Raw genomic sequence first — 23557 nt, 5'->3', positions numbered from 1 at the left:
GGGTAAGCGCGGCGGCGAATGCGCTTGCCGCGCAGACGGAGGCAATCATGTTCAATGCAGTGATCGACGCGCCGTTCGGCAAGGTCGGCATTCGCACCGGCGGCGAAGCCGTGCGCGAGATCGTCTATCTGAATCGAACGACGGCCAGCGTCGAGCCGGACTGCGTGCTCGCGGCGCGCGCGGCAGAGCAGATCGCGCGTTATTTCGACGACGCGTCGGTGGGTTTCGACCTGCCGCTCGCCGCGCGCGGCACGCCGTTCCAGCAGCGCGTCTGGCACGGCATCAGCGCGATTGTCGCGGGCGGTGTGCTGACCTACGGCGAGCTCGCGAAGCGCATTGGCAGCGACTCGGCGCGCGCGGTCGGCCAGGCGTGCGGCTCGAATCCCTTTCCGCTCGTGATTCCGTGCCATCGCGTGGTTTCGGCAAGCGGAATCGGGGGCTTTGCGCACCACGGCGGCGAGGGCTTTTTCCGTGACGTGAAGCGCTGGCTGCTCGCCCACGAGGGTGTCGCCTTCCGATGACGAACGCCGTAACGCCCGTGAAGCCCGTGGCGCCCGTGGCGCCCGCCACGACCGCAGCCGACGATGCGCTCGCCGCGCACGAGGCCAACGACGGCGACAGCGCAGCGGCGCCTGCCTTCGACGACGCCGAAAGCTTGCCCCCCGAAGCCGCGTCGGCGCTGGCGCAGAGCCTGCTCGCCATCGACACCTTCTGCGACGCGATGTGGCTCGAACACGGCCTGTCGCGCAACACGCTCGATGCTTACCGGCGCGATCTGAAGCTCTTTTCGGCGTGGCTCGCGAGCGCGCGCTCGGGGACGCTCGACACGACGCACGAGGGCGATCTCTTTGCCTACAGCGCGAGCCGCAAGGCGGACAAGTCGACCTCGGCGAACCGGCGTCTTTCGGTGTTTCGCCGCTACTACGGCTGGGCGCTGCGCGAGCGGCGCGTGGTGACCGATCCCACCGTGCGGGTGCGTTCGGCGAAGCAGCCACCGCGTTTTCCCACGACGCTTACCGAAGCACAGGTGGAGGCGCTCCTCGGCGCACCGGACGTGAGCACGTCGCTCGGCCTGCGCGATCGCACGATGCTCGAACTGATGTATGCGAGCGGCCTGCGCGTGACCGAGCTCGTGACGCTCAAGACCGTGGAGGTGGGGCTGAACGAAGGGGTCGTGCGCGTGCTGGGCAAGGGCGCGAAGGAGCGGCTGATTCCGTTCGGCGAGGAGGCGCACGCCTGGATCGAGCGGTATCTGCGCGAGTCGCGGCCCGCGCTGCTTGGCCCGCGCACGACCGACGCGCTGTTCGTCACGGCCCGCGCCGAGGGCATGACGCGCCAGCAGTTCTGGCACATCATCAAGCGCCATGCGGCCGCGGCCGACGTGCACGCGCCGCTGTCGCCGCACACGCTGCGGCACGCGTTCGCGACGCACCTGCTCAATCACGGCGCCGACCTGCGCGTAGTGCAGCTGCTGCTCGGCCACAGCGACATCTCCACGACGCAGATCTATACCCACGTCGCACGCGAGCGCCTCAGGCTGCTGCACGCGAAGCATCATCCGCGAGGGTAGGCGCGAGCGGCGCGGCCCGGTGCCGCCTTTGTCCCGCGTTTGCCCTGCGTTTGCCCATTACAATGCGCCGATGAGCAAATCGAAACACGTCTCCGAAACGCCCGCCACGCAGATGCTGCGCCGCGCGGGCATCGCGTTCGGCGAGCATCCCTACGAATATGTCGAGCATGGCGGCACGGAGGAATCCGCGCGTCAGCTCGGCGTGGACGAACATCGCGTCGTGAAGACGCTCGTGATGGAGGATGAGCGCGCGAAGCCGCTGATCGTGCTGATGCACGGGGACCGCAAGGTCTCCACGAAGAACCTCGCGCGCCAGATCGGCGCGAAGCGCGTCGAGCCCTGCAAGCCCGAGGTCGCGAACCGGCATTCGGGCTATCTCGTGGGCGGCACGTCGCCGTTCGGCACGAAGAAGACCATGCCCGTCTACGTGGAATCGACGGTGCTCGAACTCGACGAAATCTGGCTCAACGGCGGCCGCCGCGGCTACCTGGTGAGTCTCGCGCCGGCGGTGCTCGTCTCGCTGCTGGACGCGAAGCCGGTGCAGTGCGCCAGCGTGGAGTGACGGCGGCCGCTTCCCGTATGCGCGGGATGCGCCCCATCCGGCGCGGGCCGCGCCTCCGTACGTTCCCTGATTCGCGCTCACCCGGCGCCCGCGCTTCGGTAGAATGGGCGCCTTCGCGCGCCCCCGCCCGGCCTCGACGGCCGCGCCGCGCGCCTCCTTCACCAATTACCGGGTTTCGCGCATGTACAACCTGATCGTCGCCGTTCTTGCCTATCTGATCGGCTCGGTATCGTTCGCCGTGATCGTGAGCGCCGCGATGGGGCTCGCCGATCCGCGCTCCTACGGTTCCGGCAATCCCGGCGCGACCAATGTTCTGCGCAGCGGCAACAAGAAGGCCGCGATCCTCACGCTGATCGGCGACGCGTTCAAGGGCTGGCTGGCCGTGTGGCTCGCCGCGCATTTCGGCCCGCACTTCGGGCTCGGCGACGACGCCATTGCGCTTGCCGCGATCGCCGTGTTCCTCGGCCATCTGTATCCCGTGTTCTTCCGCTTCCAGGGCGGCAAGGGCGTGGCGACGGCCGCGGGCGTCCTGCTCGCGATCCATCCGGTGCTGGGCCTCGCCACGCTGCTCACCTGGCTCATCGTCGCGTTCTTCTTCCGCTACTCGTCGCTCGCGGCGCTCGCCGCCGCCGTGTTCGCACCGATCTTTTACGTCTTTCTGTTCGGCCCGCACGTCATCGCGCTCGCCGTTCTCGCGATGAGCGTGCTGCTGTTCTGGCGCCACCGCTCGAACATCTCGAAGCTGATGGCGGGCAAGGAAAGCCGCATCGGCGACAAGAAGAAACCGGCCGCCGAAGCCGGCCAGTAATACCACCCAGCACGATCGAGTCCCCTCGATTATGATCAAGCCCCAATTAATGGGGCTCAAGTCCCGCGTCGCGGTCGCCGTAAACGCCGGTGAAGTCCCAAATAGTGTTTGCCGGCCAACCGTTTCATTCCCCGCACCCGACGCCCTTCATGTTCTCCACCATTCGCGCGCGCATCGTCGCGCTCGCTGTCGTCATCGTCGTCGTGGCGCTTGGCGCCAATACGGCGCTCGATTATTTCGTTGCTAACTCGCACAACACCGAGTCGGTGAACAGCACGCTCACGGCTGTCGAAGACAGCCACGCTGCGGGCATCAACGACTGGATCGCCTCGCACGCGCAGATGATCAACTCGCTGCAGGACGTGGTGATCGATCCGGCGGATCCGGTTCCGGCGCTCAAGCAGGTCGCGACGGCGGGCGGATTCACCAACGTCTACGTCGGCTACGCGGACAAGACCGCAAAATTCTCCGATCCCACCGGCATCCCGCCCGACTACGATCCCACCGGCCGCCCCTGGTACAAACAGGCCGTCGCGGCGGGCAAGGGCGTGGTGACGCCACCTTACGTGGATGCCGGCAGCGGCAAGCTGGTCGTGGCGTTCGCGACGCCCGTAATCCGTGACGGCGTAGTGAAAGCCGTGGTTTCAGGCGATGTCTCGATGGACAGCGTGATCGCCAACGTCCGCTCGATCCAGCCGACGCCCGCGAGCTTCGGCATGCTGGTGGACAGCAGCGGCCAGATCGTCGCGCATCCCGACGCGAAGCTCACGCTCAAGCCCGTTTCGGAACTGGCGCCCGACCTGGCCGGCGACCGTCTCGCCGTCCTGTTCGCCTCCACGGACCCGATGTCCGTGGACGTGGGCAGCAGCATCAAGCTGATGCGCGCCGAGCCGATCGCGGGCACGGACTGGCATGTGATCGTCGCGCTCGATCGTGCGGATGCGACGGCGGGCATGCGCTCGCTGCTGACCGCCTCGCTGATCGCACTCGTGGTGATCGCGGTAGCGGCCGCCCTGATCATGGCGGCGGCAACGGCCGTGTCGTTCCAGCGCCTTTCGAAGGTGCGCGACGCCATGGACGCCATCAGCGCGGGTGAGGGCGACCTCACGCAGCGCCTGCCGGCCGAGGGCACCGACGAGGTCGCGCAGATCGCGCGCTCGTTCAATGCCTTCATGGACAAGCTGCGCGACGTGATGCGCCATATCCGCGATACCAGCGAATCGGTGCGCACCGCGAGCGACGAGATCGCCGCCGGCAACGTTGACCTGTCGGGCCGCACCGAATCGGCGGCGGCGAGCCTGCAGCAGACGGCGGCTTCGATGGAGCAGATCACGGCGACGGTCGCGCAGTCGGCCAACGCGGCGCAGCAGGCCGACGTGACGGCGGCCTCGGCCTCGCAGGTGGCCTCGCGCGGCGGCGCCGTCATCAACGACGTGGTGCGCACGATGGGGTCGATCGAAGAGGCCTCGGTGAAGATTGCGGACATCATCGGCGTGATCGACGGTATCGCATTCCAGACCAACATCCTTGCGCTGAACGCAGCCGTGGAGGCCGCGCGCGCGGGCGAGCAGGGCCGCGGCTTCGCGGTGGTGGCGGGCGAGGTGCGCAGCCTCGCGCAGCGCAGCGCGCAGGCGGCGCGCGAGATCAAAGACCTGATCGAGTCGACGGTGGCGAGCGTCACGTCGGGCTCGCAGCAGGTGCGCCGCGCGGGCGAAACGATGGACGAAATCGTGCAGAACGTGGGGAACGTCACGACCATCATTTCCGAAGTCACGAATGCGGCGAGCGAACAGACGCGCGGCATTCAGGAAGTGAATCGCGCCGTGAGCCAGCTCGACGAAATGGTCCAGCAGAACGCGGCGCTCGTCGAGGAATCGACGGCGGCCGCCGCGGCGCTGCGCGGTCAGGCGACGAACCTCGCGGTGGCGGTGGGGCAGTTCAGGCTGGACTGACGGGGAGAGGCGGGCAGAAGGGTTCGCGAGAGGGCGGCGCTACGGCGCCGCCCTTCTTTTTTGGGGGTGGCAGCGGCCCGATGCCGGGGCGGGTTCGGAAGCGCATTGGCCGTCCGGACGAGGTTTCATCGGGGCGTGCCGCCATTACGCTGATAACGCGTGACCTCCCTTCTTGCGCCAAAGCAAACGTTGTGAACGCTCAGGGAGAAAGCAGGCACACAGCTAACCCATAAACCCAACGTTAGGTTACGATGCGAATTATGCCCACTGTCCTTCGCGTGCCCGGTTATCGCGTGGTGATCTATCCGAACGACCATCGCCCCGCTCATGTCCACGTCGAAAGCCCGCAAGGGTCGTGTGTGTTCAACCTGAATTGCCCTGACGGTCCGCTCGAAGTGCGCGAGCTCTATGTGCTTGCGGCGCAGCAGGTCGTACGCCTTGTGCGCGTGCTCGAGCTGGAAATTTTTCCGCTATGCAGGGCTTGGTGGAGGATCCATGGTCAACATTAGCAACGAGCAGATCGAAGCAGCGCGCGAAGCCGGCGCGCAGAGTCCCGTTGTCGTATCGGCGGGTTACAACGGCACGCATGCGCGGCTCGAGATCGGTTTCGCCAACGGCGTCTACCTTGCGGTGCCCGTCGTGCTCATTGAGGAACTGCAGACACTCAGTTCGCCGCCCACTGCCGCGCAGCTTTCCGAAGTCGAAATCTGGGGTGGCGGGCAATCGGTTTATTTTCCGCGACTGGATCTTTCGCTGTGGGCGCCGGGCTTGCTGCAAGGCGTGTTTGGCTCGCGTGCCTGGATGCGCGAACTGGCGCGCGCCATGGGCTCTGTCACCTCGCCCGCGAAGGCCGCAGCCGCCCGCGCCAACGGGCGCAAGGGCGGCCGTCCTCGCAAGGAGCGCGATTCTTCCAGCGAAGCGGTCGAACCAGCGGCGAGGTCGGCGGCATGAGGGTGCCGCAGGCTCAATCGGGGGGAATGCGGCGGGCGAAGAACGAGGGCGGCGCACCCGGGCGGGCACACCGCGCGGGTGCAGCTCAGTCGCGGAAGTTGTTGAAGTCGAGCGGCGTGTCGGTGACGTCCTTGCGCAGCATGGCGATCACGCTTTGCAGGTCGTCGCGCTTGGCGCCCGTCACGCGCACGGCGTCGCCCTGGATGCTGGCTTGCACCTTGATCTTGCTGTCCTTCACGAGCCTGACGATCTTCTTCGCGAGGTCGCCCGAAACGCCTTTCTTCACGGTGATGACCTGCTTGACCTTGTCGCCGCCGATCTTCTCGATCTTGCCGTAGTCGAGAAAGCGCACGTCCACGTTGCGCTTGGCCATCTTCGAGAGCAACACATCCTTCACCTGGTCGAGCTTGAAATCGTCGTCGGCGAACGCGGTCAGCTCGCGCTCCTTTTGCTCGACGCGCGCGTCCGAACCCTTGAAGTCGAAGCGCGTCGAGATCTCCTTGTTGGATTGCTCGATGGCGTTCTTGACTTCGATCATATTGGCTTCGCTGACGACGTCAAACGATGGCATTGCATTCTCCCAGTAGTGCGAGCGGCGCATCCACGGGCCACGGCCGCCGAATCCGGCGGCGGGCCGCGCACTCGCTATAATCACGGACCGACGCCATTCTACCGGCGCCTCGCGCGTTTGCCCAAGGCCGCACAGCCATGCCGTGCAGGGTGGACGTAGCGGCCGGCAGACCGCGCGCAGGCGCTTTGCGCACGGCGCGTGCCGTTTGCGAGGGTCTTGCCCGTTGCGCTGGTTTCACCTTGTTTTTTTCCGTTGGCCCCGATGTCCGCTCTTCATTCGACCGCCGTCGATTCGCCCCCCGCGTGGTTTGCCGCCGGCTATCCGCTGCGTGCGCACAACACGTTCGGCTTCGACGTACGCGCGCGCCTTGCCTGTCGCATCGACACCGAAGCTGCCCTGACTGAAGCCGCGCGCGACCCGCGTGCGGCCGGGCTCGCCACGCTCGTGCTGGGCGGCGGCAGCAATATCGTGCTTACGCGCGATTTCGACGGCCTCGTGCTGCTCGTGGCGCTGCGCGGGCGCCGCGTCGTGCGCGAGGACGAAGAGGCCTGGTATGTCGAGGCGGCGGCCGGCGAGAACTGGCACGATTTTGTGGCCTGGACGCTCGAAGCGGGCATGCCCGGGCTCGAAAACCTCGCGCTCATTCCCGGCACGGTGGGCGCGGCGCCGATCCAGAACATCGGCGCATACGGGCTCGAAATGGCCGAGCGGTGCGTGTCGGTGCGCATGATCGAGATGGCGTCAGGCGCGGTGGTCGAGTTCGACGCGGCGCAATGCGCGTTCGGCTATCGCGACAGCTTTTTCAAACGCGAAGGGCGGGACCGCTACGTGATCACGGCGGTGACGTTCCGCTTGCCGAAGCAATGGCGGCCGAACGCCGCTTACACCGATCTCGCTCGGGCGCTGGCCGAGAGTGGCCGGGCGGAAGCGCCCGATGCGCGCGCGGTGTTCGACGCGGTTGTGGCCGTGCGGCGTGCGAAGCTGCCCGATCCGCAGTTGCTCGGCAACGCGGGCAGCTTCTTCAAGAATCCGGTGATCGACGCTGCGCAGTTCGACGTGTTGCTCGAGCGCGAGCCGCAGATCGTCTCCTATCGCCAGGCCGATGGACGCGTAAAGCTGGCGGCGGGCTGGCTCATCGACCGGTGCGGCTGGAAAGGCCGTGCGCTGCGCACGGCGGCCGTGCACGACCGCCAGGCGCTGGTGCTCGTGAATCGCGGCGGCGCGACGGGTGCCGATATCCTTGAACTCGCGCAGGCCATCCGGCGCGACGTCGAGGCGCGTTTCGGCGTCCTGCTCGAACAAGAGCCCGTGAGCCTCTAAGCCTCTCTAAACCTGCCTGGACGCAACATGGCCGTCGGGCGTGCCGGTGACGACCGCGTCAGGTCATCTTACGTCAGACGACCTTGTCCTGGCCCGCGAATACGGGGCCTTGCACGAATCGCACGTCGTACTGCTGCAGCTGCTCGAACTGGGCAGCGTCCGCGACGCGATTGAATATGAGCGGCATGCGTAGCCGCGCGGCATAGCTCACGAGCGGCTTGACCATCGAATCGCGCAGCGCCGAAGTCGCATCCATCTTCACGAAATCGAGCCGCGCCATATCGGACACCGAAAGGATCTGTCCGGCGTTCGGCAGATTGCCCGCCACCTTGAATCCGTGACGCTGATAGCTCTTCGTCAGATAGCCGACGAAGGTCCGGTGCGCCACCGCCGCCGCCGGCAGCTCGATCACGACGCGTCCGGGATTCAGTCCGAACGACAGCAGCACGTTCGAAAAATGCCTTCCGTGGTCGTACTTCACGCTTTTCAACAGCCGTTCGTGCACGCGCAGGAACAGCAGCCCATGCTGCTGCGAGCCGAGAAAATTGATGGTGTGCAGCGCCCGGACCATGCGATCGAGCGCGACCAGTTCGGGGTCGTCGAGCGAATCGACGAACGGATCGCACGGCGCGGCCTGGCCGTCCTGCTCGCGCAGCGTCACGGCCTGAAAGCCCAGTTCGTCGCCAAAGCGGGATGCGCTGCCCAGGTCGGCCACGAGCGATTGCACGCCGCTATGCACGCTGATGTCGTAGATCGGCTCGTAGGCCGACAACAGTTCCATGCCGCGTCGCCTCGCGACGGCTTGGCCATGGTGGGGACCCGTGCCCATCGCAAGATGCTCGCCGAGAAATGGGTGATCGGCGGCGCGGGCGACAAGCTCGGGAACGGTGAGAGCTCTCATGTCGATGTGGTTGGCGGCGCTGGCCCCGGGTAAGGCGCCGCGCGTCGCGCGTGCGCCGGGGCCGCATGACTGGATGGTAGCAGTCGCCGGGCCTGGCGATTCGACTTCTTGCTTATAACGTTATCGATGCCGCGCCGCCGGACGGCTCGAATTCCGCTCCCAATTCCATACGGCCCGTCCGTGACCAGGGTTTACACCATATTTCACTATTCATAATCCGTTTTACTATTCGTAAATCGCGCGACGCACCGTCGCATCCTTTTCGATTTGACCCGGATCGAGCCGGGCGGCTCGCCGCCGGCCCGGAGCACGTGGAGACATCAGCATGAACGCACCCTTGCGACACCCCGCCGGGGCCGACCAGGCCCAACGCGGCTACATGAGCGGCTTCGCCAACGAATTCGCGACCGAAGCGCTGCCCGGCGCGCTGCCCGAGGGTCGGAATTCGCCGCAGCGCGTGGCCTACGGCCTCTACGCCGAGCAGATTTCGGGCACGGCCTTTACTGCGCCGCGCTCGCACAACCGCCGTTCGTGGCTCTATCGCATCCGCCCCGGCGCCGTGCATCAGCCGTTCACGCCGCTCGCCGCGCGCGCGCTGCATGGCGCGCCGCGCCTTTGCGCAGACTTCGGCGCCGTGCCGCCCACGCCGCCGAACCAGCTGCGCTGGGACCCGCTGCCGATGCCGACCGAGCCCACCGACTTCGTCGACGGCTGGGTGACGATGGCGGGCAACGGCTCGGCAGCCTCGATGAGCGGCTGCGCGATCCATCTGTACGCCGCGAACCGTCCGATGACGGACCGCTTTTTCTACAACTCGGACGGCGAGTTGCTGATCGTCCCGCAGCACGGCCGCCTCGCGATTTCGACCGAGATGGGCAAGCTCGACGTCGAGCCGTTCGAGATCGTCGTGATTCCGCGCGGCGTGCGCTTTACGGTCGATCTGCCCGACGGCGAAGCGCGCGGCTACATCTGCGAAAACTTCGGCGCGCTGCTGCGCTTGCCCGACCTCGGCGTGATCGGCTCGAACGGCCTCGCGAACCCGCGCGACTTCCTCACGCCGCATGCGGCCTACGAGGATCGCGAAGGCCGCTTCGAACTCGTCACGAAGCTGAACGGCGAGCTGTGGCGCGCGGACATTGGCCATTCGCCGCTCGACGTCGTGGCATGGCACGGCAACTACGCGCCCTACAAATACGACCTGCGCCGCTACAACACGATCGGCTCGATCAGCTACGACCACCCGGATCCGTCGATCTTCCTCGTGCTGCAATCGCCTACCGATACGCCGGGCGTCGACTCCATCGACTTCGTGATCTTCCCGCCGCGCTGGCTTGCAGCGGAGAACACGTTCCGTCCGCCCTGGTACCACCGCAACATCGCGAGCGAGTTCATGGGCCTCGTGCACGGCGTGTACGACGCCAAGGCCGAAGGTTTCGTGCCGGGCGGCGCGAGCCTGCACAACTGCATGTCGGGCCACGGCCCGGATGCCGAGACCTTCGAAAAGGCCTCGAACGCCGATACCTCGAAGCCGCACAAGGTCGGCGACACGATGGCGTTCATGTTCGAAACCCGCACGCTGATTCGTCCGACGCGCCACGCGCTCGAATCGGCGCAGTTGCAGGCCAACTACTACGAGTGCTGGCAAGGCCTCGCGAAACATTTCAATCCGGAGAAGCAATGAGCAGCCATCTGACGAACGAGCTTCAGGCGACGCTCGACCCCGCGCGCAAGAGCTGGATCGACAGCGCCAACGATCCGCACTGTGACTTCCCGATCCAGAACCTGCCGTTCGGCGTGTTCAGCGACGCGAAGAACGCGGCACCGCGTGTGGGCGTCGCGATCGGCGACCTGATCGCTGACCTCGCGGTGCTGCACGATGCGGGCTTGCTGCGGCTGCCCGCAGGCGCTCCGCAGGACGTGTTCGCGCGCGGCGCGCTGAACGGGTTCATCGCGCTGGGCCGCGAGGCATGGCGCAGCGTACGCGTGCAGCTCTCCGCACTGCTGGCGCGCGAAAGCGCGACGCTGCGCGACGACGCGGCGCTCAAGGCGCGCGCCTTCGTGCGCCAGGCCGACGCCGCGCTGCATCTGCCCGTGGAGATTCCCGGCTACACGGACTTCTATTCGTCGAAGGAACACGCGACGAACGTGGGCAGCATGTTTCGCGATCCGAAGAATGCGCTGTTGCCGAACTGGACGGAAATGCCGATCGGCTATAACGGGCGCGCCTCGTCGGTGGTGGTGAGCGGTACGCCGGTGCGTCGCCCGCGCGGCCAGCTCAAGCTGCCCGATCAGGAGCGCCCCGTGTTCGGCGCGTGCCGCAAGCTCGACATCGAACTCGAAACCGGCTTCATCGTCGGCCGCGGCAACGCGCTGGGCGAGCCGATCGCCTGCCCGGACGCCGAGGATCACATCTTCGGCATGGTGCTGCTCAACGATTGGAGCGCGCGCGATATCCAGCAGTGGGAATACGTGCCGCTCGGGCCGTTCAACGCGAAAGGCTTCGCGACCACGATCTCGCCGTGGGTGGTGACGCTCGACGCGCTGGAGCCGTTCCGCGTGGCGCAGCCGCAGCAGGAGCCGCAGCCGCTCGAATATCTGCGCCACGCGGGCGATCATGCGTTCGATATCGCGCTCGAAGTACGGCTGCGCCCGGAAGGCGCTGGCGAGGCGAGCACCATCGCGCGCACGAATTTCCGCTACATGTACTGGTCGATGGCGCAGCAGCTCGCGCATCACACGGTGGCCGGCTGCAACACGCGCGTGGGCGACCTGATGGGTTCGGGCACGATCTCGGGGCCGACGCCCGACTCGTTCGGCAGCCTGCTCGAACTCACGTGGAACGCGAAGAATCCGCTCGAACTCGAGAAGGGCGGCACGCGCGGCTTCATCGAGGACGGCGACGAGCTCACGCTCGCGGGCTGGTGCCAGGGCGACGGCTATCGCGTGGGCTTCGGCACCTGCGCCGGCAAGATCCTGCCCGCGCTGGAGTCCTGATAGCCAAAGGCGCGCTTCAGGCCTGCACGAGAGCGCGTGTCCGCTCCCAGCGCAGCGCGCCTAGAAAGACGAGTACGGCGGCGAACAGCACCCAGAGCATCGCATCGGATCCGGCGTGCTCCATCAGCACGCCGGTGACAATGGGGCCCGCGAAGCTCGCGGCGCTCCACGAGGCGCTTACGATCGCGCTCGCCGAGACGAGCGCGACGCCTTCGAAGCGCTCGCCGCAGGCGACGATCGCCAGCGTGTAAATCGCACCCGCCGCCGCGCCGAGCACGAACAGCAGCGGCCAGCAGAGCCACGGCGTGCTCACGGCGAAGGGCAGCAGCGGCAACAGCACCGCGACGACGACGCCCGCGAGCACGTGCACGCGTTCGCGGCCGAGCTTGTCGGCGAGCCAGCCGACGGGAATCTGCATGGTCGTGTCGCCGAAGAGGGCGACGGACGCGAACAGCAGCGCCATCTCTTTGCCCACACCATGTCCGATGGCGAAGAGCGGCAGCAGCGAGAGCGCGAGCGTGTCGAACAGCGCGAAAAAGCCGGTGGCGAGCACGAGGGCGGGCATTTGCGGCAGCACGTCGCGCCAGCTGCCGTGCAGCTCGTGCGCGGCGGCAGACTCGTCCTGCGAGCGCATCGCAGCGAGCATCGGCAGCGCGACGAGGAAGATCGCGCCGCAGATCGCAAAGCGCCATGCCGTGTAGCCGGCAATCTGGCTCACGAGCACGGGCCCGGTCATCTGGAACAGCGTGAACGTGGTCGCGTAGAGCGCGACGACGCGGCCGCGGCTCGCGTCGTCGGCGAGTTCGTTGACCCAGGCTTCGCCGATCGTGAAGAGCAGCATGAGCGCCGCGCCGCAAACCATGCGCAGCAGCGCCCACGCCCAGAGGCCCATGGCGGCCTGCATCGACGCAGTAGCGAAGGCGACGATGAGCACGGCGCCGACGATCACCTGGCGTTTGGAAAGGCGCCGCGAAACCCAGGCGGCGAGCGGCGCCACGGCGAGTCCGCCGAACGCCTGCGCGGCGGTCAGGAGGCCGATGACCGCGCTGCCGTGGCCGGCCTCCGCGAGCGCGAGGGTCGTGAGCGGCAGCGTGGCGCCGTATCCGATGCCGACCACGGCGACGCTCAGGATCAGCGCGAGGAAATCGCGGGTGAGGACGGTTTTCATCGGGCGAGATGCTACTACGGCAGCGCGTTCGCGCGGCGGCGGATGGTGCGCTGCGGCGGAGGTGCCGGGGCAAGGCGCGCGAGTCGCGTGCCGTGGACCCTCAGGCGCAGGAGCCCGGCCCCGCCACGGCCACGCGGCGGCGCGCGCGGCGGTCGAGCTGCGCCGAGATCAGCGTGAGCGCGAGCGCGGTGAAGGCCATCGCCATGCCGAGCCACGGCAGCGACGTGAGCGGAGCGCCCGCGCTGATCGCCACGCCGCCGAGCCACGCGCCGCTTGCGTTGCCGAGGTTGAAGGCGCCCTGGTTGAGCGTGGACGCCAGATTGGGCGCCTCGCTGGCGCGATTGACGATCAGGATCTGCAGCGGTGGCACGATCGCGAACGCGAGGATGCCCCAGACGAAGAGGGTTGCCGTGGCCGCGAGCGCATCGTGCATGGTGGCCGCGAACACGGCGAGCACGATGCCGATCGAGCCGAGGAAGACGAGCAGCGAGCGCATCAGCTTCCAGTCGGCGAGCTTGCCGCCCAGCGTGCTGCCCACGGTGAGGCCGAGGCCGAACACCAGCAGCACGAAGGTCACTTCGTGCGGGCTGAAGCCGGTCACGTCCTCGAGGATCGGGGTGATGTAGGTGAACACGGCGAAAAGACTGGTGGACGCGAGCACGCTGATGCCGAGCACCATCAGCACCTGCGGATTCTTCAGCACCGTGAACTCGTGCACGAGGCTTGCCTTCTGCATTTCGATCTTCGCGGGCAGGCAGATCCACAACGCGAGGGCGGCGAGCACGCCGATCCCCGTGACGGCCCAGAAGGTGGCGCGCCAGCCCGCGATCTGGCCGAGCGCCGTGCCGAGCGGCACGCCGAGCACGTTCGCGAGCGTGAGGCCGGTGAACATGAGTGCGATGGCCTGGGCGCGGCGGTTGGGCGCGACGAGGCCGGCGGCCACCACCGATCCGATGCCGAAGAAAGCGCCGTGGCAGAACGCGGTGACGATGCGCGCGGCCATCAGGATCGTGTAGTTCGGCGCGAGCGCGCAAAGCAGGTTGCCGACGATGAAGACGCCGATGAGCCGCATGAGCGCCGCTTTGCGCGGCACGTTGGCGATGGCGATGGCGACGATCGGCGCGCCGATGGTGACGCCGAGCGCGTAGGCCGAGACCAGCATGCCCGCCGCCGGGATCGAGACGGCGAGGTCGCGCGCCACGTCGGGCAGCAGCCCCATGATGACGAATTCCGTGGTACCGATTCCAAATGCGGCAACGGCGAGAGCAAGAAGGGGCAGGGGCAGGGGCATGGGAGGGTGAATCGTGGTGGCGCGGCGGCCGGGACGCGCCGCGCCCGGGAAGCTGCAATTAAGTCAACACGGAATTGTACTTAGAAACGGTTTCAAAAAGAGTTCGTAGGGGCTGTTAACCCGTAACGCAACCTGTTAACCTCGATTGTTGTGACAACAGGATCGAGGAGATGGGCAAACCAATCATCGACGACGAACTGTGGGCACTGATCGAGCCACTGCTACCACCAGCGAAGCCACGCCGCTTCAAGTATCCGGGTCGCAAGCCGGTACCGGATCGGGCTGCGCTGACCGGCATCTTGTTTGTGCTGAAGACCGGCATCCGCTGGCGAGATCTGCCAGCGGAGATGGGATGCGGCTCCGGCGTCAGTTGCTGGCGCAGGCTGCGCGATTGGCAGCAAGCCGGCGTGTGGGATCGACTGCACGCACTGCTGCTGGCGAAACTGCGAGCGGCCGGGAAGATCGACTTCTCCCGCGTCGTCGTCGACTCATCGTCGATTCGCGCGGTTGGGGCGGGCGAAAAACTGGCCCGAACCCCACCGATCGAGCACGACCTGGTTCCAAACACCACATCGCCACCGACGCTAACGGCACGCCGATCGCGGCAATCCTGACCGGCGCCAATCGTCACGACGTTACCCAGCTGATCCCGTTGATCGAGGCCATCGTGCCGATTAGCGGGGTGCGCGGCAGGCCGCTGAGTCGTCCTGGCCGTGTCTACGCCGATCGTGGTTACGATCATGACAAGTACCGGCGCCTCCTGCACGTGCGCAACATCCCCACCCGCATCGCACGGCGCGGTCACCCGCACGGTAGCGGCCTTGGAAAAGTTCGTTGGGTCGTCGAACGTACCCATGCCTGGTTGCATAACTTCCGCCGTTTGCGTATTCGCTTCGAACGCCGTGCGGACATTCACGACGCGTTCCTCAAACTCGGTTGTTGCCTGATCTGCTGGAACACTCTTCAGCGAACTCAACAGCCTTTATGAAACCGTCTCTTAATCCTGAAAGTTCGCATGCGGCCCGCTTTTCGTTGTGCCATACGCCCAACACCTTGCCGGTCCGGCGTTTCCCGCGTGGCGCAGCAGGCTGGCGCCAGGGCCGGTCAGCCCGGGAGCGGATCGCCGTGACGCCCCGCACCTGCCGCAAAGCGTGTTGCGCCCGCGAACCCCTCGTCGAGCACCGCGCGATAGCCGCCCGCGCCTTCGCGGCGCAGTGCTTCGGCCAGGCTGTCGAGCGCACTGTTCTCGACGGCGGACCAGCGGTCGGCGAGTAGCGCGGCCTGGGGGAATGCCGCGATCTGCGCGGCGAGCGCTTCCGCCGCCGCCCGCGCTTCGCCATGGGGAACCACGCGGTTCGCGAGGCCGAATGCCAGTGCTTCGTGCGCCTCGACGGCACGGCCCGTGAGGATCAGGTCGAGCGCGCGGGAGAGGCCGATCAGGCGCGGCAGCCGCACCGTCCCGCCGTCGATCAGCGGCACGCCCACGCGGCGGCAGAACACGCCCAGCACCGCGTCCTCCTCCATGACGCGAAGATCGCACAACAATGCCAGTTCCAGGCCGCCGGCAACGGCGTATCCTGTAATAGCGGCGACCGTGGGTTTGGCGAGTTGCATGCGCGTCGGGCCGAGCGGTCCCGGGCCGCCGCCGTCGGCATGGAGTTCGTTGCGGCGGCTTTCGTCGGCGAGCGCCGTGAGATCGGCACCCGCGCAGAAGGTCCCGCCCGCGCCGAACAGCACGGCCGCGTGCCAGCGCGGATTCGTTTCGAAACGAACGAAGGCGTCGGCTAACGCATTCGCCGTGGGGCGGTCGATGGCGTTGCGGCACGCGGGACGTTCGAGCACGATGGTCGCCACGAAGTCGCTGGCCTCGATGCGCACGTGCTCGCCGAAGGTTTCGATTTGCATGGTTGTCTCCGCTGCGTGCATGCCCCGCGCATAGGTCACGAGAACGTCACGAACGACTCGTAGCTTAGACCGCTTTTAGTCAAAAGAATCGCTGTTCTCTCGCATGCTGCCGTCGTTCATGTCTACGCCTGACTCAAGCTCTCCCTCGTCTGCTTCCGCCATAGCGCCGCTCTGGATCGTGCCGCTGTCCGGGCATCCCGCCTACGACCACGTGCGCCTCACGCGCGTGTTCACGACCGACGGCACGCGCCATGAAGTGGTGATCGTCGACCTTCACAAGCTGCTCCTCTGCGCCGACCGCGACGACACCGACTACGTTCTGCGTCCGGTGGACGATTGGCATGCCGGCAAGGTGCGCGGCATCCGCGACTTTCTCAACCCGGGCAGCGAACGCGTACCGCAGATGCCCTATGTCACGATCTCGACGCGCCGCGCGCCGGGAGTGGCGGGCTGGCTCGGGATAGCGCGCGAAGGCGTGGTGGGGTTTCGCAACGGCCAGCACCGGGCGCGTTATCTCGCCTGGGCCGGCGCCCTGTGGCTGCCCGTCGAGGTGCACGAGCGCGAGGCGTCGCTGTTGCGCGAGCTGTGTGGCGCCAGCGACGCCGGCAACGGCGCGGCGGTGCAGAACGCCTACGGCGAGTGACGCAGGGGTGCCCGCGCCCTGACGAAGCGTCGAGCGGCCGCCCCGGCGCGGGCGCGGCGCTCAGAGTTCCGGCACGGCCAGCAGCGCCGCGCCGCTTTTCGCGGCATTGAGCGGTCGCACGGCTGCGCTCGTGGCCGCGTGCGGATTCTCGAAGTGCTCCACGGCATAGTCGACGAAGCGGCGCGTCCTCGCGGGCAGATACTGGCGGCTCGGATAGACGATCGACATCTGCGCTTCGGGGTCGTCGATTTCATAGTCGGGCAATAGACGCCGCAGCGTCCCTGCCGTGAGGTCGTCGGCGACGAGCGAAGCCGGCACGATCGCCACGCCCATGCCCGCGAGCGCCGCAAGCCGCACCATCAGCATGTTGTTGACCGCATAGGCCGGCTGCAGCGTCACCGGCTCGGCGTGCTCGCCGGGCCGGGCGAACTGCCACGTCGCGCTGCGTTCCTCGGGCGGCAGCGTGACCGCGGCATGCCGCGCAAGCTGCGCGGGCGTGCGCGGTTCGCCGTGCTCCGCGAGCCACGCGGGCGCCGCACAGGGCACGAAGGTCGTCGTGCCGAGCGAACGCTCGACGAGATCGCTGCTGCGGGCCGTCGCGGCAGCGACGATGCCGCAGTCGAAACCATCTTCGATCAGATCGATGCGCCGCTCGGCCAGCGTGAGCCGCACGTTGACGCTTGGGTAGAGGCGCCGGTAGCCGTCGATGAGCGGCGTGAGCGTGGCGAGCGAGAGCGCGCCCGCCGCGACCACGCGCAGGGTGCCGCCCGGTTCGCGTTCGGTATGGGCGACGCTGTGTTCGAGGTGATCGAGTTCTTCGAGCAGGCTGCGGCAGCCTTCCAGATAGCGCAGCCCCGCTTCGGTGAGCGCAAGGTTGCGCGTGGTGCGGTTGATGAGACGGGTATGCAGATGCGCCTCCAGCATCGCGACCGACCGGGTGACGAGTGCGTTGGAAACGTCGAGTTGCTGTGCGGCGCGACGGAAACTTTGTGTTTCAGCAACCCTGACGAAAACGCGCATGGCGTGTATCTGGTTCATGGATATTCGCCTCGTATGCTGGATGCATGGACCGGGTAAAGCGATCTCTGACAGCGTCGATAAGGACTGGGGCGCGGCAGCCTTGCATTGGCCGTACTTGAACGAAAATCATATTGACACTTTATGAAAATTACAATATTTATCTCAAAAGGAAGCAGTATTGCGCGTGCGTAAAGTATTCAATATCTGTCTGGCATGGGAATTGAATGACGAATGCATGATGATCCTATGCGTAATTGAATCGCGCTTTGCGTTATGGATCGCCGCTTACCGGCTGTTGCCTGCCTATCGAGGGTGGCGTCTGTCAGATCGGATGGCAATGTCTGTCAGATTGCAAGAGCCTTTTTGACATAGCCTGCTGACGATCATGTGTATTGTCTGAAATCGTTTATAAGGTATTCACAGCCGTAACATAAGCGGCCAATAATTGCGGCGATTGTCTGATTACGGATGCCGGTACGGATCTGCTGCGGTGCAAACAGGACGTGCGTGACTTTGTGTGACAAAGGGCACGTTTTTTTATGCGCTTTTTTAACGCCGGAACGTAATTCGGCTTAGCGGACACTCATGATCGTCGAATTGCTGAAATCGCAACCCGAGATTGCGCTTTTCCTCAGTCTGGCGCTGGGTTATCTGATTGGGTCCATCAAATTCGGGCCGATCTCGCTGGGCGGCGTATGCGGCACGCTGATCGTCGCGCTCGTGCTGGGGCAAACGGGCGCGCGCCTCGACCCCGACCTCAAGAACGTCGCCTTCGCACTCTTCATCTTCGCGCTCGGCTTCACAGGCGGCCCGCAGTTCTTCGCCAACGCGTTGCGCGGCTGGCGCTACGGGCTCCTCTCGATCGTCGAGATCGTTTCGGTGATGACGCTCGTGATGATTGCAGTCGTTACGATGAAGCTCGACCCGGGAACCGCGGCGGGCCTGCTCGCCGGCGCGGCGACCGAGTCGGCGGTGATCGGCACGGCGTCCGAGGCCGTCTCGAAGCTTGGCATGTCGAGCGCCCAGGTGACGATGCTTCAGTCGAACATCGCGACGGCCTATAGCGTGAGCTACCTGTTCGGCCTGATCACCATCGTCCTGTTCACGAGCCAGATCGCACCGCTTCTCTTGCGCATCAACTTGCGCGACGAGGCGGCGCGGCTTTTTCGCAAGCTGGGCGGCGACGGCGTGCTCGACGAAGGGCAGCGGCTCGCCTTGCCGCCGCTCGTCGGCCGCGCCTTTCTCGCCGGACCGGCGGCTGGCGGTGTCGTGTCGGCGATCGAGGCGCGCTACGGCAACAACGTGACGATCGAGCGCGTGCTGCGCGCAGGCAAGCAACTCGAAGTCGATGCGCAGTTCGTCCTGCAGGCAGGTGACACGGTGTTCGTCGCGGGGCGGCGCGAAGCGATCGTCGAGGCTTCGCAGGCGTTCGGCGAGGAGGTCTCGGGCGAGCGCTTCACGCATCTGCTCGCCCAGCGTACCGACGTGCTGGTCACGCGCCGCGACGTCAACGGTCTTTCGCTCGCGCAGATGCGCGAGCGCGCAGCCCCCGAAGCGGGGCGCGGCATCTACGTGGCCGCGCTCACGCGCGCGGACACCACGGTGCCCGCGTTTCCCGGCACCGTGGTCCAGCGCGGCGACGTGCTCACGCTCGTGGGCGCGCCCACGGACGTCGCGCGTGGTGCGAAGCGTCTTGGCTACGTCATCCAGCGGACGCAAAAAACCGACTTCGTATACCTTGGCCTCGGCGTGCTGATGGGCATGGCCATCGGCCGCCTTGGCGCAACGATCGGCGGCGTGACGCTCGTGCTCGGCACCGGCGGCGGTTGCCTGCTCTCGGGGCTCTTCTTCGGATGGTTGCGTTCGCACTTCCCGGTGGTGGGGTCGCTGCCGTCGGCCGCGGCCCAGGTGCTCAAGGATTTCGGCCTCGCCACCTTCATTGCGGCAGTGGGGCTCTCGGCCGGACCCGACGCCATCCGGCTCGTGCGCGAGTACGGCGTTGCGCTGCCGCTCGCGGGCATCCTGCTGGTGGCGATTCCCGGTCTGCTGTCGCTCTGGATCGGGCGCATGTTTCTCAAGCTCGAAGTGCCGATGCTGCTCGGCGCAATTGCGGGTCAGCAGTGCAGCACGCCGGCGATCAGTGCGCTCGTTGGCGTAGCGGGGAACTCGACTCCAGTGATCGGCTACACGATCACGTATGCGTTGTCGAACATTCTGTTGCCGCTGATGGGCCCCGTCGTGGTCGGGTTGGCGGCGAAGTTCGGTTGAGAGGCCGCTCGCGGCCGATTCGTGGGCAACTCAGGCACCGGATCCGGCCTCCAAACCGGCTCACTTCGGCGGCTCACTTCAACAACAGCAGGCAGTCACTTCAAATGCGAGGGCATGATGGAATGGCTACACGACATCTTTCATAAGTCTCCGGAAATCGCGTTGTTCCTCTCGCTGGCCGTCGGCTATTGGGTCGGCCAGATCAACTTCGGCAAATTCCAGCTGGGCGGCGTGGGCGGTTCGCTGCTGGCGGCCGTCGTCATCAGTCAGGTGGGCGTGACGGTGGACAACGGCGTGAAGGCGGTGATGTTCGCCGTGTTCATCTACGCCGTGGGCTACGACTCCGGGCCGGGCTTCTTCAACTCGCTCAACCGCAAGACGCTGCGCGAAATCGCCATGGCCGTGTTCATGGCGCTCGCGGGACTCTTCACGGTGATCGTCTGCGCGAAGCTCTTTCATCTCAACAAGGGCCTCGCGGCGGGTCTTGCCGCTGGCGGGATGACGCAGTCGGCGATCATCGGTACGGCGGGCGACGCGATCGCGCGTCTCGGTCTGTCGCCCGATCAGGTGAAGGCCATGCAGGCCGACGTCGCCATCGGCTATGCCGTGACCTACGTGTTCGGCTCGCTGGGCGCGATCATCGTCTGCGTGAACATCCTGCCGAAGTTCATGGGCCAGGGACTCCGGGAGGCTTCGATCGAAGCCGAGAAGGAGATGTCCGGCGGCGGCGGCTCGACGGGGCCGGGCCAGGTCACCGCGCTGCCCGAGCTGTTCGGCCGCGTGTTCCGCGTGGAAACGGCCGCGGGCAAGACGGTCAAGCAGCTCGAAACGGCCGAGAAGGATCTGGTCGCGGTCGAGAAGGTGCGCCGCGCGGGCAAGGCGATCGACGCCACCCCCGATTTCGTGCTGAGCCGCGACGACGTCGTGCTCGTGGTGGGGCGCCGCGAGCAGATGGTCGAGGTGGGCGCGCTGATCGGGCCGGAAGTGCCGGATTCCGGCGGCATGAGCCTCGTCATGCAGACGCGCCAGCTCGTGTTCACGAAGAAGGGCATGAACCACACGACGATTGCCGAGGTGCGCAAGAACGTGGACCGCGATATGCGCCACGGCGTGTACATCGAGAAGATCGAGCGCGTGGGCCAGCCCGTGCCGGTCCTGCCGCAAACGAAGCTCGAACACGGCGACGTGATCACGGTCTACGGCACCGCGACCGACACGAAGCGCGCGGTGCAGGAGGCCGGCTACGAGCTGGCGTACAGCAACAAGACCGACTTCATCTACATGGGCGTCGGCCTTGTGCTCGGTCTGCTGATCGGCCTGATCGTCGTGAACGTGGCCGGGATTCCGCTCACGCTCGGCTCGGGCGGCGGCTGCCTGCTGTCGGGTCTGCTGTTCGGCTGGATGCGCGGCAAGCACCCGATGTATGGCGTGATGCCGCCGGCCGCTTCGCAACTGCTCAAGGACTTCGGCCTCGCGGCGTTCGTGGCGGTGGTGGGCCTGAACTCCGGCCTGCAGGCCGTGGTGACGATCAAGCAGAGCGGCATCACGATCTTCCTGCTCGGCGTGGTCGTGACGATGGTTCCGCTGATCCTCACGATGCTCTTCGGCCGCTACGTGCTGAAGTACAACAACGCGGCGATTCTCGCGGGCGCGCTGTCCGGCGCACGCAGTGCGAACCCGGCGTTCGGCGGCATTCTCGACAAGGCCGAGAGCGCGGTGCCGACCGTGCCGTTCGCCATCACCTATGCGATCGCCAACGTGCTGCTCACGCTGCTCGGGCCGCTCGTGGTCGGTCTCGCATAACACGAAGGAAACGCGGAGGCCATCCGTGTGGGCGGCGCCGCTGCGCCCGCCCGCCGGTTCAACCTGTTACTGGCTTTCGTGCCGGATACGGCCTGCACACGCGTGCGGCCGCACGCGCACCATCTTCCACTGGAGAAAGCACCATGGCAAAGGGTAAAGAATCGAAGGAAAAATCGGCTCTCGACGCGCTGAGTCCATTCGAACTGAAGGACGAGCTGATCAAGGCAGCGGGCGGCGGCGCGGCCGAGCGTCCGGCCAATTTTTCGATGCTCAACGCCGGCCGCGGCAATCCGAACTTCCTCGCCACGATTCCGCGTCACGGTTTCTGGCAATTGGGCCTCTTCGCGATGCGCGAGTCGGAGCGCTCGTTCTCATACATGCCGGAGGGCGTGGGCGGCTTCCCGCAGCGTGCCGGCATCGTCGAGCGTTTCGACCAGTTCCTGCGCGAGAACAAGGGCCAGGCCGGCATCGACTTCATCGGCGGCGCCGTTTCGTATGTGCGCGATCAGCTCGGCCTCTCGGCCGGCGACTTCCTCTATGAGATGTGCGAAGGCATTCTGGCGTGCAACTACCCGGTGCCGGACCGCATGCTCAAGCTGTCCGAAATCATCGTCGGCCAGTACCTGCGCCGCGAAATGATCGGCAAGCATCCGTTCGTCGGCGAGTTCGACATCTACGCGGTGGAAGGCGGCACGGCGGCGATGACGTACATCTTCAATACGATGAAGGAGAACTTCCTCATCAAGGCGGGCGACACCATTGCGCTCGGCATGCCGATCTTCACGCCGTACATCGAGATTCCCGAGCTCAACGACTACGAGCTCAACGTCGTGCACGTGGAAGCCAAGGTCGAGAACGAGTGGCAGTATTCGAAGAAGGAGCTCGACAAGTTGCGCGACCCGAAGGTCAAGGCGTTCTTCCTCGTGAACCCGAGCAATCCGCCGTCGGTGCGGATCAACGACGAAAGCCTCGAATACATCGCCGAGATCGTCAAGGAACGCCCGGACCTCATCCTCCTGACCGACGACGTGTACGGGACTTTCGCCGACAACTTCGTCTCGCTCTTCGCGCTCGCGCCGAAGAACACGATTCTCGTGTACTCCTACTCGAAATACTTCGGCGCGACGGGCTGGCGTCTGGGCACGGTCGCGACGCACCGCGACAACGTGCTCGACCACCTGATCGCGAAACTGCCGAAGGAGGAGAAGAAGATCCTGCACAAGCGCTATGAGTCGATCACGACCGACCCGGACAGCCTCAAGTTCATCGACCGCCTCGTCGCGGACAGCCGCACGGTGGCGCTGAACCACACGGCGGGCCTCTCGACGCCGCAGCAGGTGCAAATGGTCCTCTTCTCGCTGTTCTCGCTGATGGATACGCCGGACGCGTACAAGAACGCGCTCAAGCGCCTGATCCGCAGCCGCAAGCGTGCGCTCTTCGAGGAAATGGGCATCACCTACGACGAGACCGACCCGAACCAGGTGGACTACTACACGATCCTCGACATGGAGTACATGGGCGAGAAGCTGTTCGGCCGCGATTTCGTGGACTGGCTGCTCAAGCAGGTCAAGCCGAACGAGCTGCTGTTCCGCCTTGCCAGCGACGCGCGCGTCGTGCTGCTGCCGGGCATGGGCTTCGGCACGCCGCATCCGTCGGGCCGCGTGTCGCTGGCGAACCTCAACGAGTCGGACTACCGCAAGATTGGCCGCGCGGTGCGCAAGCTCACCGAGGAATGGGTGCAGAAGTACAACGAGGCGACCGGAAAGAAGCTCGATCCGGCTGCCGTGAAGACGGTGAAGAAGTAAGGGCGCAGCCGCGGCGGCGCGCGCG

General features: G+C 66.2%; 21 protein-coding genes. 15 read left to right on the top strand and 6 right to left on the bottom strand.

Annotation, left to right across the window (positions count from 1 at the left end; translation table 11 throughout):
- Nucleotides 1–47: 47 nt before the first annotated feature.
- The 7 genes from WJ542_RS00570 to WJ542_RS00540 all read left to right on the top strand — a co-directional run bounded on the left by WJ542_RS00570 (nucleotide 48) and on the right by WJ542_RS00540 (nucleotide 5843).
- Entirely contained in the window at nucleotides 48–521 is a 474-nt protein-coding gene (locus WJ542_RS00570; protein ID WP_411186913.1) for a methylated-DNA--[protein]-cysteine S-methyltransferase, read from the top strand.
- Complete coding sequence (xerD, locus tag WJ542_RS00565) at nucleotides 518–1570, top strand: site-specific tyrosine recombinase XerD (protein WP_411186911.1); 1053 nt, start codon at nucleotides 518–520, stop codon at nucleotides 1568–1570. The genes WJ542_RS00570 and xerD overlap by 4 nt, the downstream gene beginning before the upstream one ends.
- 70 nt (nucleotides 1571–1640) lie before the next feature.
- A complete protein-coding gene (ybaK, locus tag WJ542_RS00560; protein ID WP_411186909.1) occupies nucleotides 1641–2132 on the top strand; it encodes a Cys-tRNA(Pro) deacylase in 492 nt (163 codons plus the stop codon).
- A gap of 181 nt (nucleotides 2133–2313) precedes the next feature.
- Complete coding sequence (gene plsY / locus WJ542_RS00555; protein ID WP_411186907.1) at nucleotides 2314–2940, top strand: glycerol-3-phosphate 1-O-acyltransferase PlsY; 627 nt, start codon at nucleotides 2314–2316, stop codon at nucleotides 2938–2940.
- 149 nt (nucleotides 2941–3089) lie between these two features.
- Entirely contained in the window at nucleotides 3090–4892 is a 1803-nt protein-coding gene (locus WJ542_RS00550; RefSeq protein ID WP_411186905.1) for a methyl-accepting chemotaxis protein, read from the top strand.
- 260 nt (nucleotides 4893–5152) lie between these two features.
- Nucleotides 5153–5401 carry a DUF4160 domain-containing protein gene (locus WJ542_RS00545; protein WP_411186903.1) on the top strand — a complete coding sequence of 83 codons (249 nt, stop codon included), beginning with the start codon at nucleotides 5153–5155 and terminating at the stop codon, nucleotides 5399–5401.
- On the top strand, nucleotides 5388–5843 hold the full coding sequence (locus WJ542_RS00540; RefSeq protein WP_411186901.1) for a DUF2442 domain-containing protein: 456 nt from the start codon (nucleotides 5388–5390) through the stop codon (nucleotides 5841–5843). The genes WJ542_RS00545 and WJ542_RS00540 overlap by 14 nt, the downstream gene beginning before the upstream one ends.
- 85 nt (nucleotides 5844–5928) lie before the next feature.
- Here WJ542_RS00540 and WJ542_RS00535 read toward each other — a convergent pair whose 3' ends face one another.
- Nucleotides 5929–6414 (bottom strand): YajQ family cyclic di-GMP-binding protein, encoded by a 486-nt coding sequence (locus tag WJ542_RS00535; protein WP_411186899.1) that lies wholly within the window; start codon nucleotides 6412–6414, stop codon nucleotides 5929–5931.
- A 261-nt stretch (nucleotides 6415–6675) separates the two neighbouring features.
- On the opposite strand from WJ542_RS00535, the gene murB reads away from it, so the two are divergent.
- The gene (murB, locus tag WJ542_RS00530; protein ID WP_411186897.1) at nucleotides 6676–7734 is read left to right on the top strand and encodes a UDP-N-acetylmuramate dehydrogenase; all 1059 of its coding nucleotides are present in this window, start codon (nucleotides 6676–6678) and stop codon (nucleotides 7732–7734) included.
- Nucleotides 7735–7807: 73 nt separating this feature from the next.
- Here the strand turns inward: murB and WJ542_RS00525 are convergent, their stop codons facing one another.
- Nucleotides 7808–8635: a YuxH family protein gene (locus WJ542_RS00525; RefSeq protein WP_411186895.1), complete on the bottom strand. Its 828-nt coding sequence runs from the start codon at nucleotides 8633–8635 to the stop codon at nucleotides 7808–7810.
- Nucleotides 8636–8960: 325 nt separating this feature from the next.
- Between WJ542_RS00525 and hmgA the strand changes: the two genes are divergently transcribed.
- The gene (gene hmgA, locus WJ542_RS00520; RefSeq protein ID WP_411186893.1) at nucleotides 8961–10316 is read left to right on the top strand and encodes a homogentisate 1,2-dioxygenase; all 1356 of its coding nucleotides are present in this window, start codon (nucleotides 8961–8963) and stop codon (nucleotides 10314–10316) included.
- On the top strand, nucleotides 10313–11629 hold the full coding sequence (gene fahA / locus WJ542_RS00515; RefSeq protein ID WP_411186891.1) for a fumarylacetoacetase: 1317 nt from the start codon (nucleotides 10313–10315) through the stop codon (nucleotides 11627–11629). Before hmgA ends, fahA begins: the two co-directional genes overlap by 4 nt.
- Before the next feature lie 16 nt (nucleotides 11630–11645).
- Here fahA and WJ542_RS00510 read toward each other — a convergent pair whose 3' ends face one another.
- Both WJ542_RS00510 and WJ542_RS00505 read right to left on the bottom strand, forming a co-directional pair.
- Complete coding sequence (locus tag WJ542_RS00510; protein ID WP_411186889.1) at nucleotides 11646–12797, bottom strand: MFS transporter; 1152 nt, start codon at nucleotides 12795–12797, stop codon at nucleotides 11646–11648.
- Nucleotides 12798–12897: 100 nt separating this feature from the next.
- Nucleotides 12898–14082, bottom strand: a complete 1185-nt coding sequence (locus WJ542_RS00505) for an MFS transporter (protein WP_411190435.1) — start codon at nucleotides 14080–14082, stop codon at nucleotides 12898–12900.
- Between the two features lie 176 nt (nucleotides 14083–14258).
- Between WJ542_RS00505 and WJ542_RS00500 the strand changes: the two genes are divergently transcribed.
- A protein-coding gene (locus WJ542_RS00500) for an IS5 family transposase (protein ID WP_411186887.1) occupies nucleotides 14259–15076 on the top strand; the annotation gives its coding sequence in 2 pieces (ribosomal slippage) (nucleotides 14259–14607 and nucleotides 14607–15076; 819 coding nt in all).
- Nucleotides 15077–15192: 116 nt separating this feature from the next.
- Here WJ542_RS00500 and WJ542_RS00495 read toward each other — a convergent pair.
- On the bottom strand, nucleotides 15193–15993 hold the full coding sequence (locus WJ542_RS00495; protein ID WP_411186885.1) for a crotonase/enoyl-CoA hydratase family protein: 801 nt from the start codon (nucleotides 15991–15993) through the stop codon (nucleotides 15193–15195).
- Nucleotides 15994–16111: 118 nt separating this feature from the next.
- On the opposite strand from WJ542_RS00495, the gene WJ542_RS00490 reads away from it, so the two are divergent.
- A complete protein-coding gene (locus tag WJ542_RS00490; RefSeq protein WP_411186883.1) occupies nucleotides 16112–16636 on the top strand; it encodes a plasmid fertility inhibition factor family protein in 525 nt (174 codons plus the stop codon).
- A gap of 60 nt (nucleotides 16637–16696) precedes the next feature.
- Here the strand turns inward: WJ542_RS00490 and WJ542_RS00485 are convergent, their stop codons facing one another.
- Nucleotides 16697–17674, bottom strand: a complete 978-nt coding sequence (locus tag WJ542_RS00485) for a LysR family transcriptional regulator (RefSeq protein ID WP_411186881.1) — start codon at nucleotides 17672–17674, stop codon at nucleotides 16697–16699.
- 567 nt (nucleotides 17675–18241) lie between these two features.
- Here WJ542_RS00485 and aspT (WJ542_RS00480) point away from each other — a divergent pair.
- From aspT (WJ542_RS00480) to WJ542_RS00470, 3 genes are all read left to right on the top strand, one after another.
- Entirely contained in the window at nucleotides 18242–19924 is a 1683-nt protein-coding gene (gene aspT, locus WJ542_RS00480) for an aspartate-alanine antiporter (protein WP_411186879.1), read from the top strand.
- 117 nt (nucleotides 19925–20041) lie between these two features.
- On the top strand, nucleotides 20042–21727 hold the full coding sequence (gene aspT / locus WJ542_RS00475) for an aspartate-alanine antiporter (RefSeq protein ID WP_411190434.1): 1686 nt from the start codon (nucleotides 20042–20044) through the stop codon (nucleotides 21725–21727).
- Nucleotides 21728–21870: 143 nt separating this feature from the next.
- Entirely contained in the window at nucleotides 21871–23532 is a 1662-nt protein-coding gene (locus WJ542_RS00470; protein ID WP_411186877.1) for a bifunctional aspartate transaminase/aspartate 4-decarboxylase, read from the top strand.
- The last annotated feature ends 25 nt before the right edge of the window (nucleotides 23533–23557 follow it).

It is taken from the genome of Paraburkholderia yinzeri (assembly GCF_046581065.1).
Taxonomy (GTDB): Bacteria; Pseudomonadota; Gammaproteobacteria; order Burkholderiales; family Burkholderiaceae; genus Paraburkholderia.
The sequence above is the reverse complement of the archived record's forward strand: the minus strand, read 5'-3'. Positions and strand labels throughout refer to the sequence as shown.

Bases quoted from the DNA above. Each gene is read 5' to 3' on its own strand.
- WJ542_RS00570 (WP_411186913.1), top strand. From the start codon at position 48: ATGTTCAATGCAGTGATCGACGCGCCGTTCGGCAAGGTCGGCATTCGC.
- xerD (WP_411186911.1), top strand. From the start codon at position 518: ATGACGAACGCCGTAACGCCCGTGAAGCCCGTGGCGCCCGTGGCGCCC.
- ybaK (WP_411186909.1), top strand. From the start codon at position 1,641: ATGAGCAAATCGAAACACGTCTCCGAAACGCCCGCCACGCAGATGCTG.
- plsY (WP_411186907.1), top strand. From the start codon at position 2,314: ATGTACAACCTGATCGTCGCCGTTCTTGCCTATCTGATCGGCTCGGTA.
- WJ542_RS00550 (WP_411186905.1), top strand. From the start codon at position 3,090: ATGTTCTCCACCATTCGCGCGCGCATCGTCGCGCTCGCTGTCGTCATC.
- WJ542_RS00545 (WP_411186903.1), top strand. From the start codon at position 5,153: ATGCCCACTGTCCTTCGCGTGCCCGGTTATCGCGTGGTGATCTATCCG.
- WJ542_RS00540 (WP_411186901.1), top strand. From the start codon at position 5,388: ATGGTCAACATTAGCAACGAGCAGATCGAAGCAGCGCGCGAAGCCGGC.
- WJ542_RS00535 (WP_411186899.1), bottom strand. From the start codon at position 6,414: ATGCCATCGTTTGACGTCGTCAGCGAAGCCAATATGATCGAAGTCAAG.
- murB (WP_411186897.1), top strand. From the start codon at position 6,676: ATGTCCGCTCTTCATTCGACCGCCGTCGATTCGCCCCCCGCGTGGTTT.
- WJ542_RS00525 (WP_411186895.1), bottom strand. From the start codon at position 8,635: ATGAGAGCTCTCACCGTTCCCGAGCTTGTCGCCCGCGCCGCCGATCAC.
- hmgA (WP_411186893.1), top strand. From the start codon at position 8,961: ATGAACGCACCCTTGCGACACCCCGCCGGGGCCGACCAGGCCCAACGC.
- fahA (WP_411186891.1), top strand. From the start codon at position 10,313: ATGAGCAGCCATCTGACGAACGAGCTTCAGGCGACGCTCGACCCCGCG.
- WJ542_RS00510 (WP_411186889.1), bottom strand. From the start codon at position 12,797: ATGAAAACCGTCCTCACCCGCGATTTCCTCGCGCTGATCCTGAGCGTC.
- WJ542_RS00495 (WP_411186885.1), bottom strand. From the start codon at position 15,993: ATGCAAATCGAAACCTTCGGCGAGCACGTGCGCATCGAGGCCAGCGAC.
- WJ542_RS00490 (WP_411186883.1), top strand. From the start codon at position 16,112: ATGTCTACGCCTGACTCAAGCTCTCCCTCGTCTGCTTCCGCCATAGCG.
- WJ542_RS00485 (WP_411186881.1), bottom strand. From the start codon at position 17,674: ATGAACCAGATACACGCCATGCGCGTTTTCGTCAGGGTTGCTGAAACA.
- aspT (WP_411186879.1), top strand. From the start codon at position 18,242: ATGATCGTCGAATTGCTGAAATCGCAACCCGAGATTGCGCTTTTCCTC.
- aspT (WP_411190434.1), top strand. From the start codon at position 20,042: ATGGAATGGCTACACGACATCTTTCATAAGTCTCCGGAAATCGCGTTG.
- WJ542_RS00470 (WP_411186877.1), top strand. From the start codon at position 21,871: ATGGCAAAGGGTAAAGAATCGAAGGAAAAATCGGCTCTCGACGCGCTG.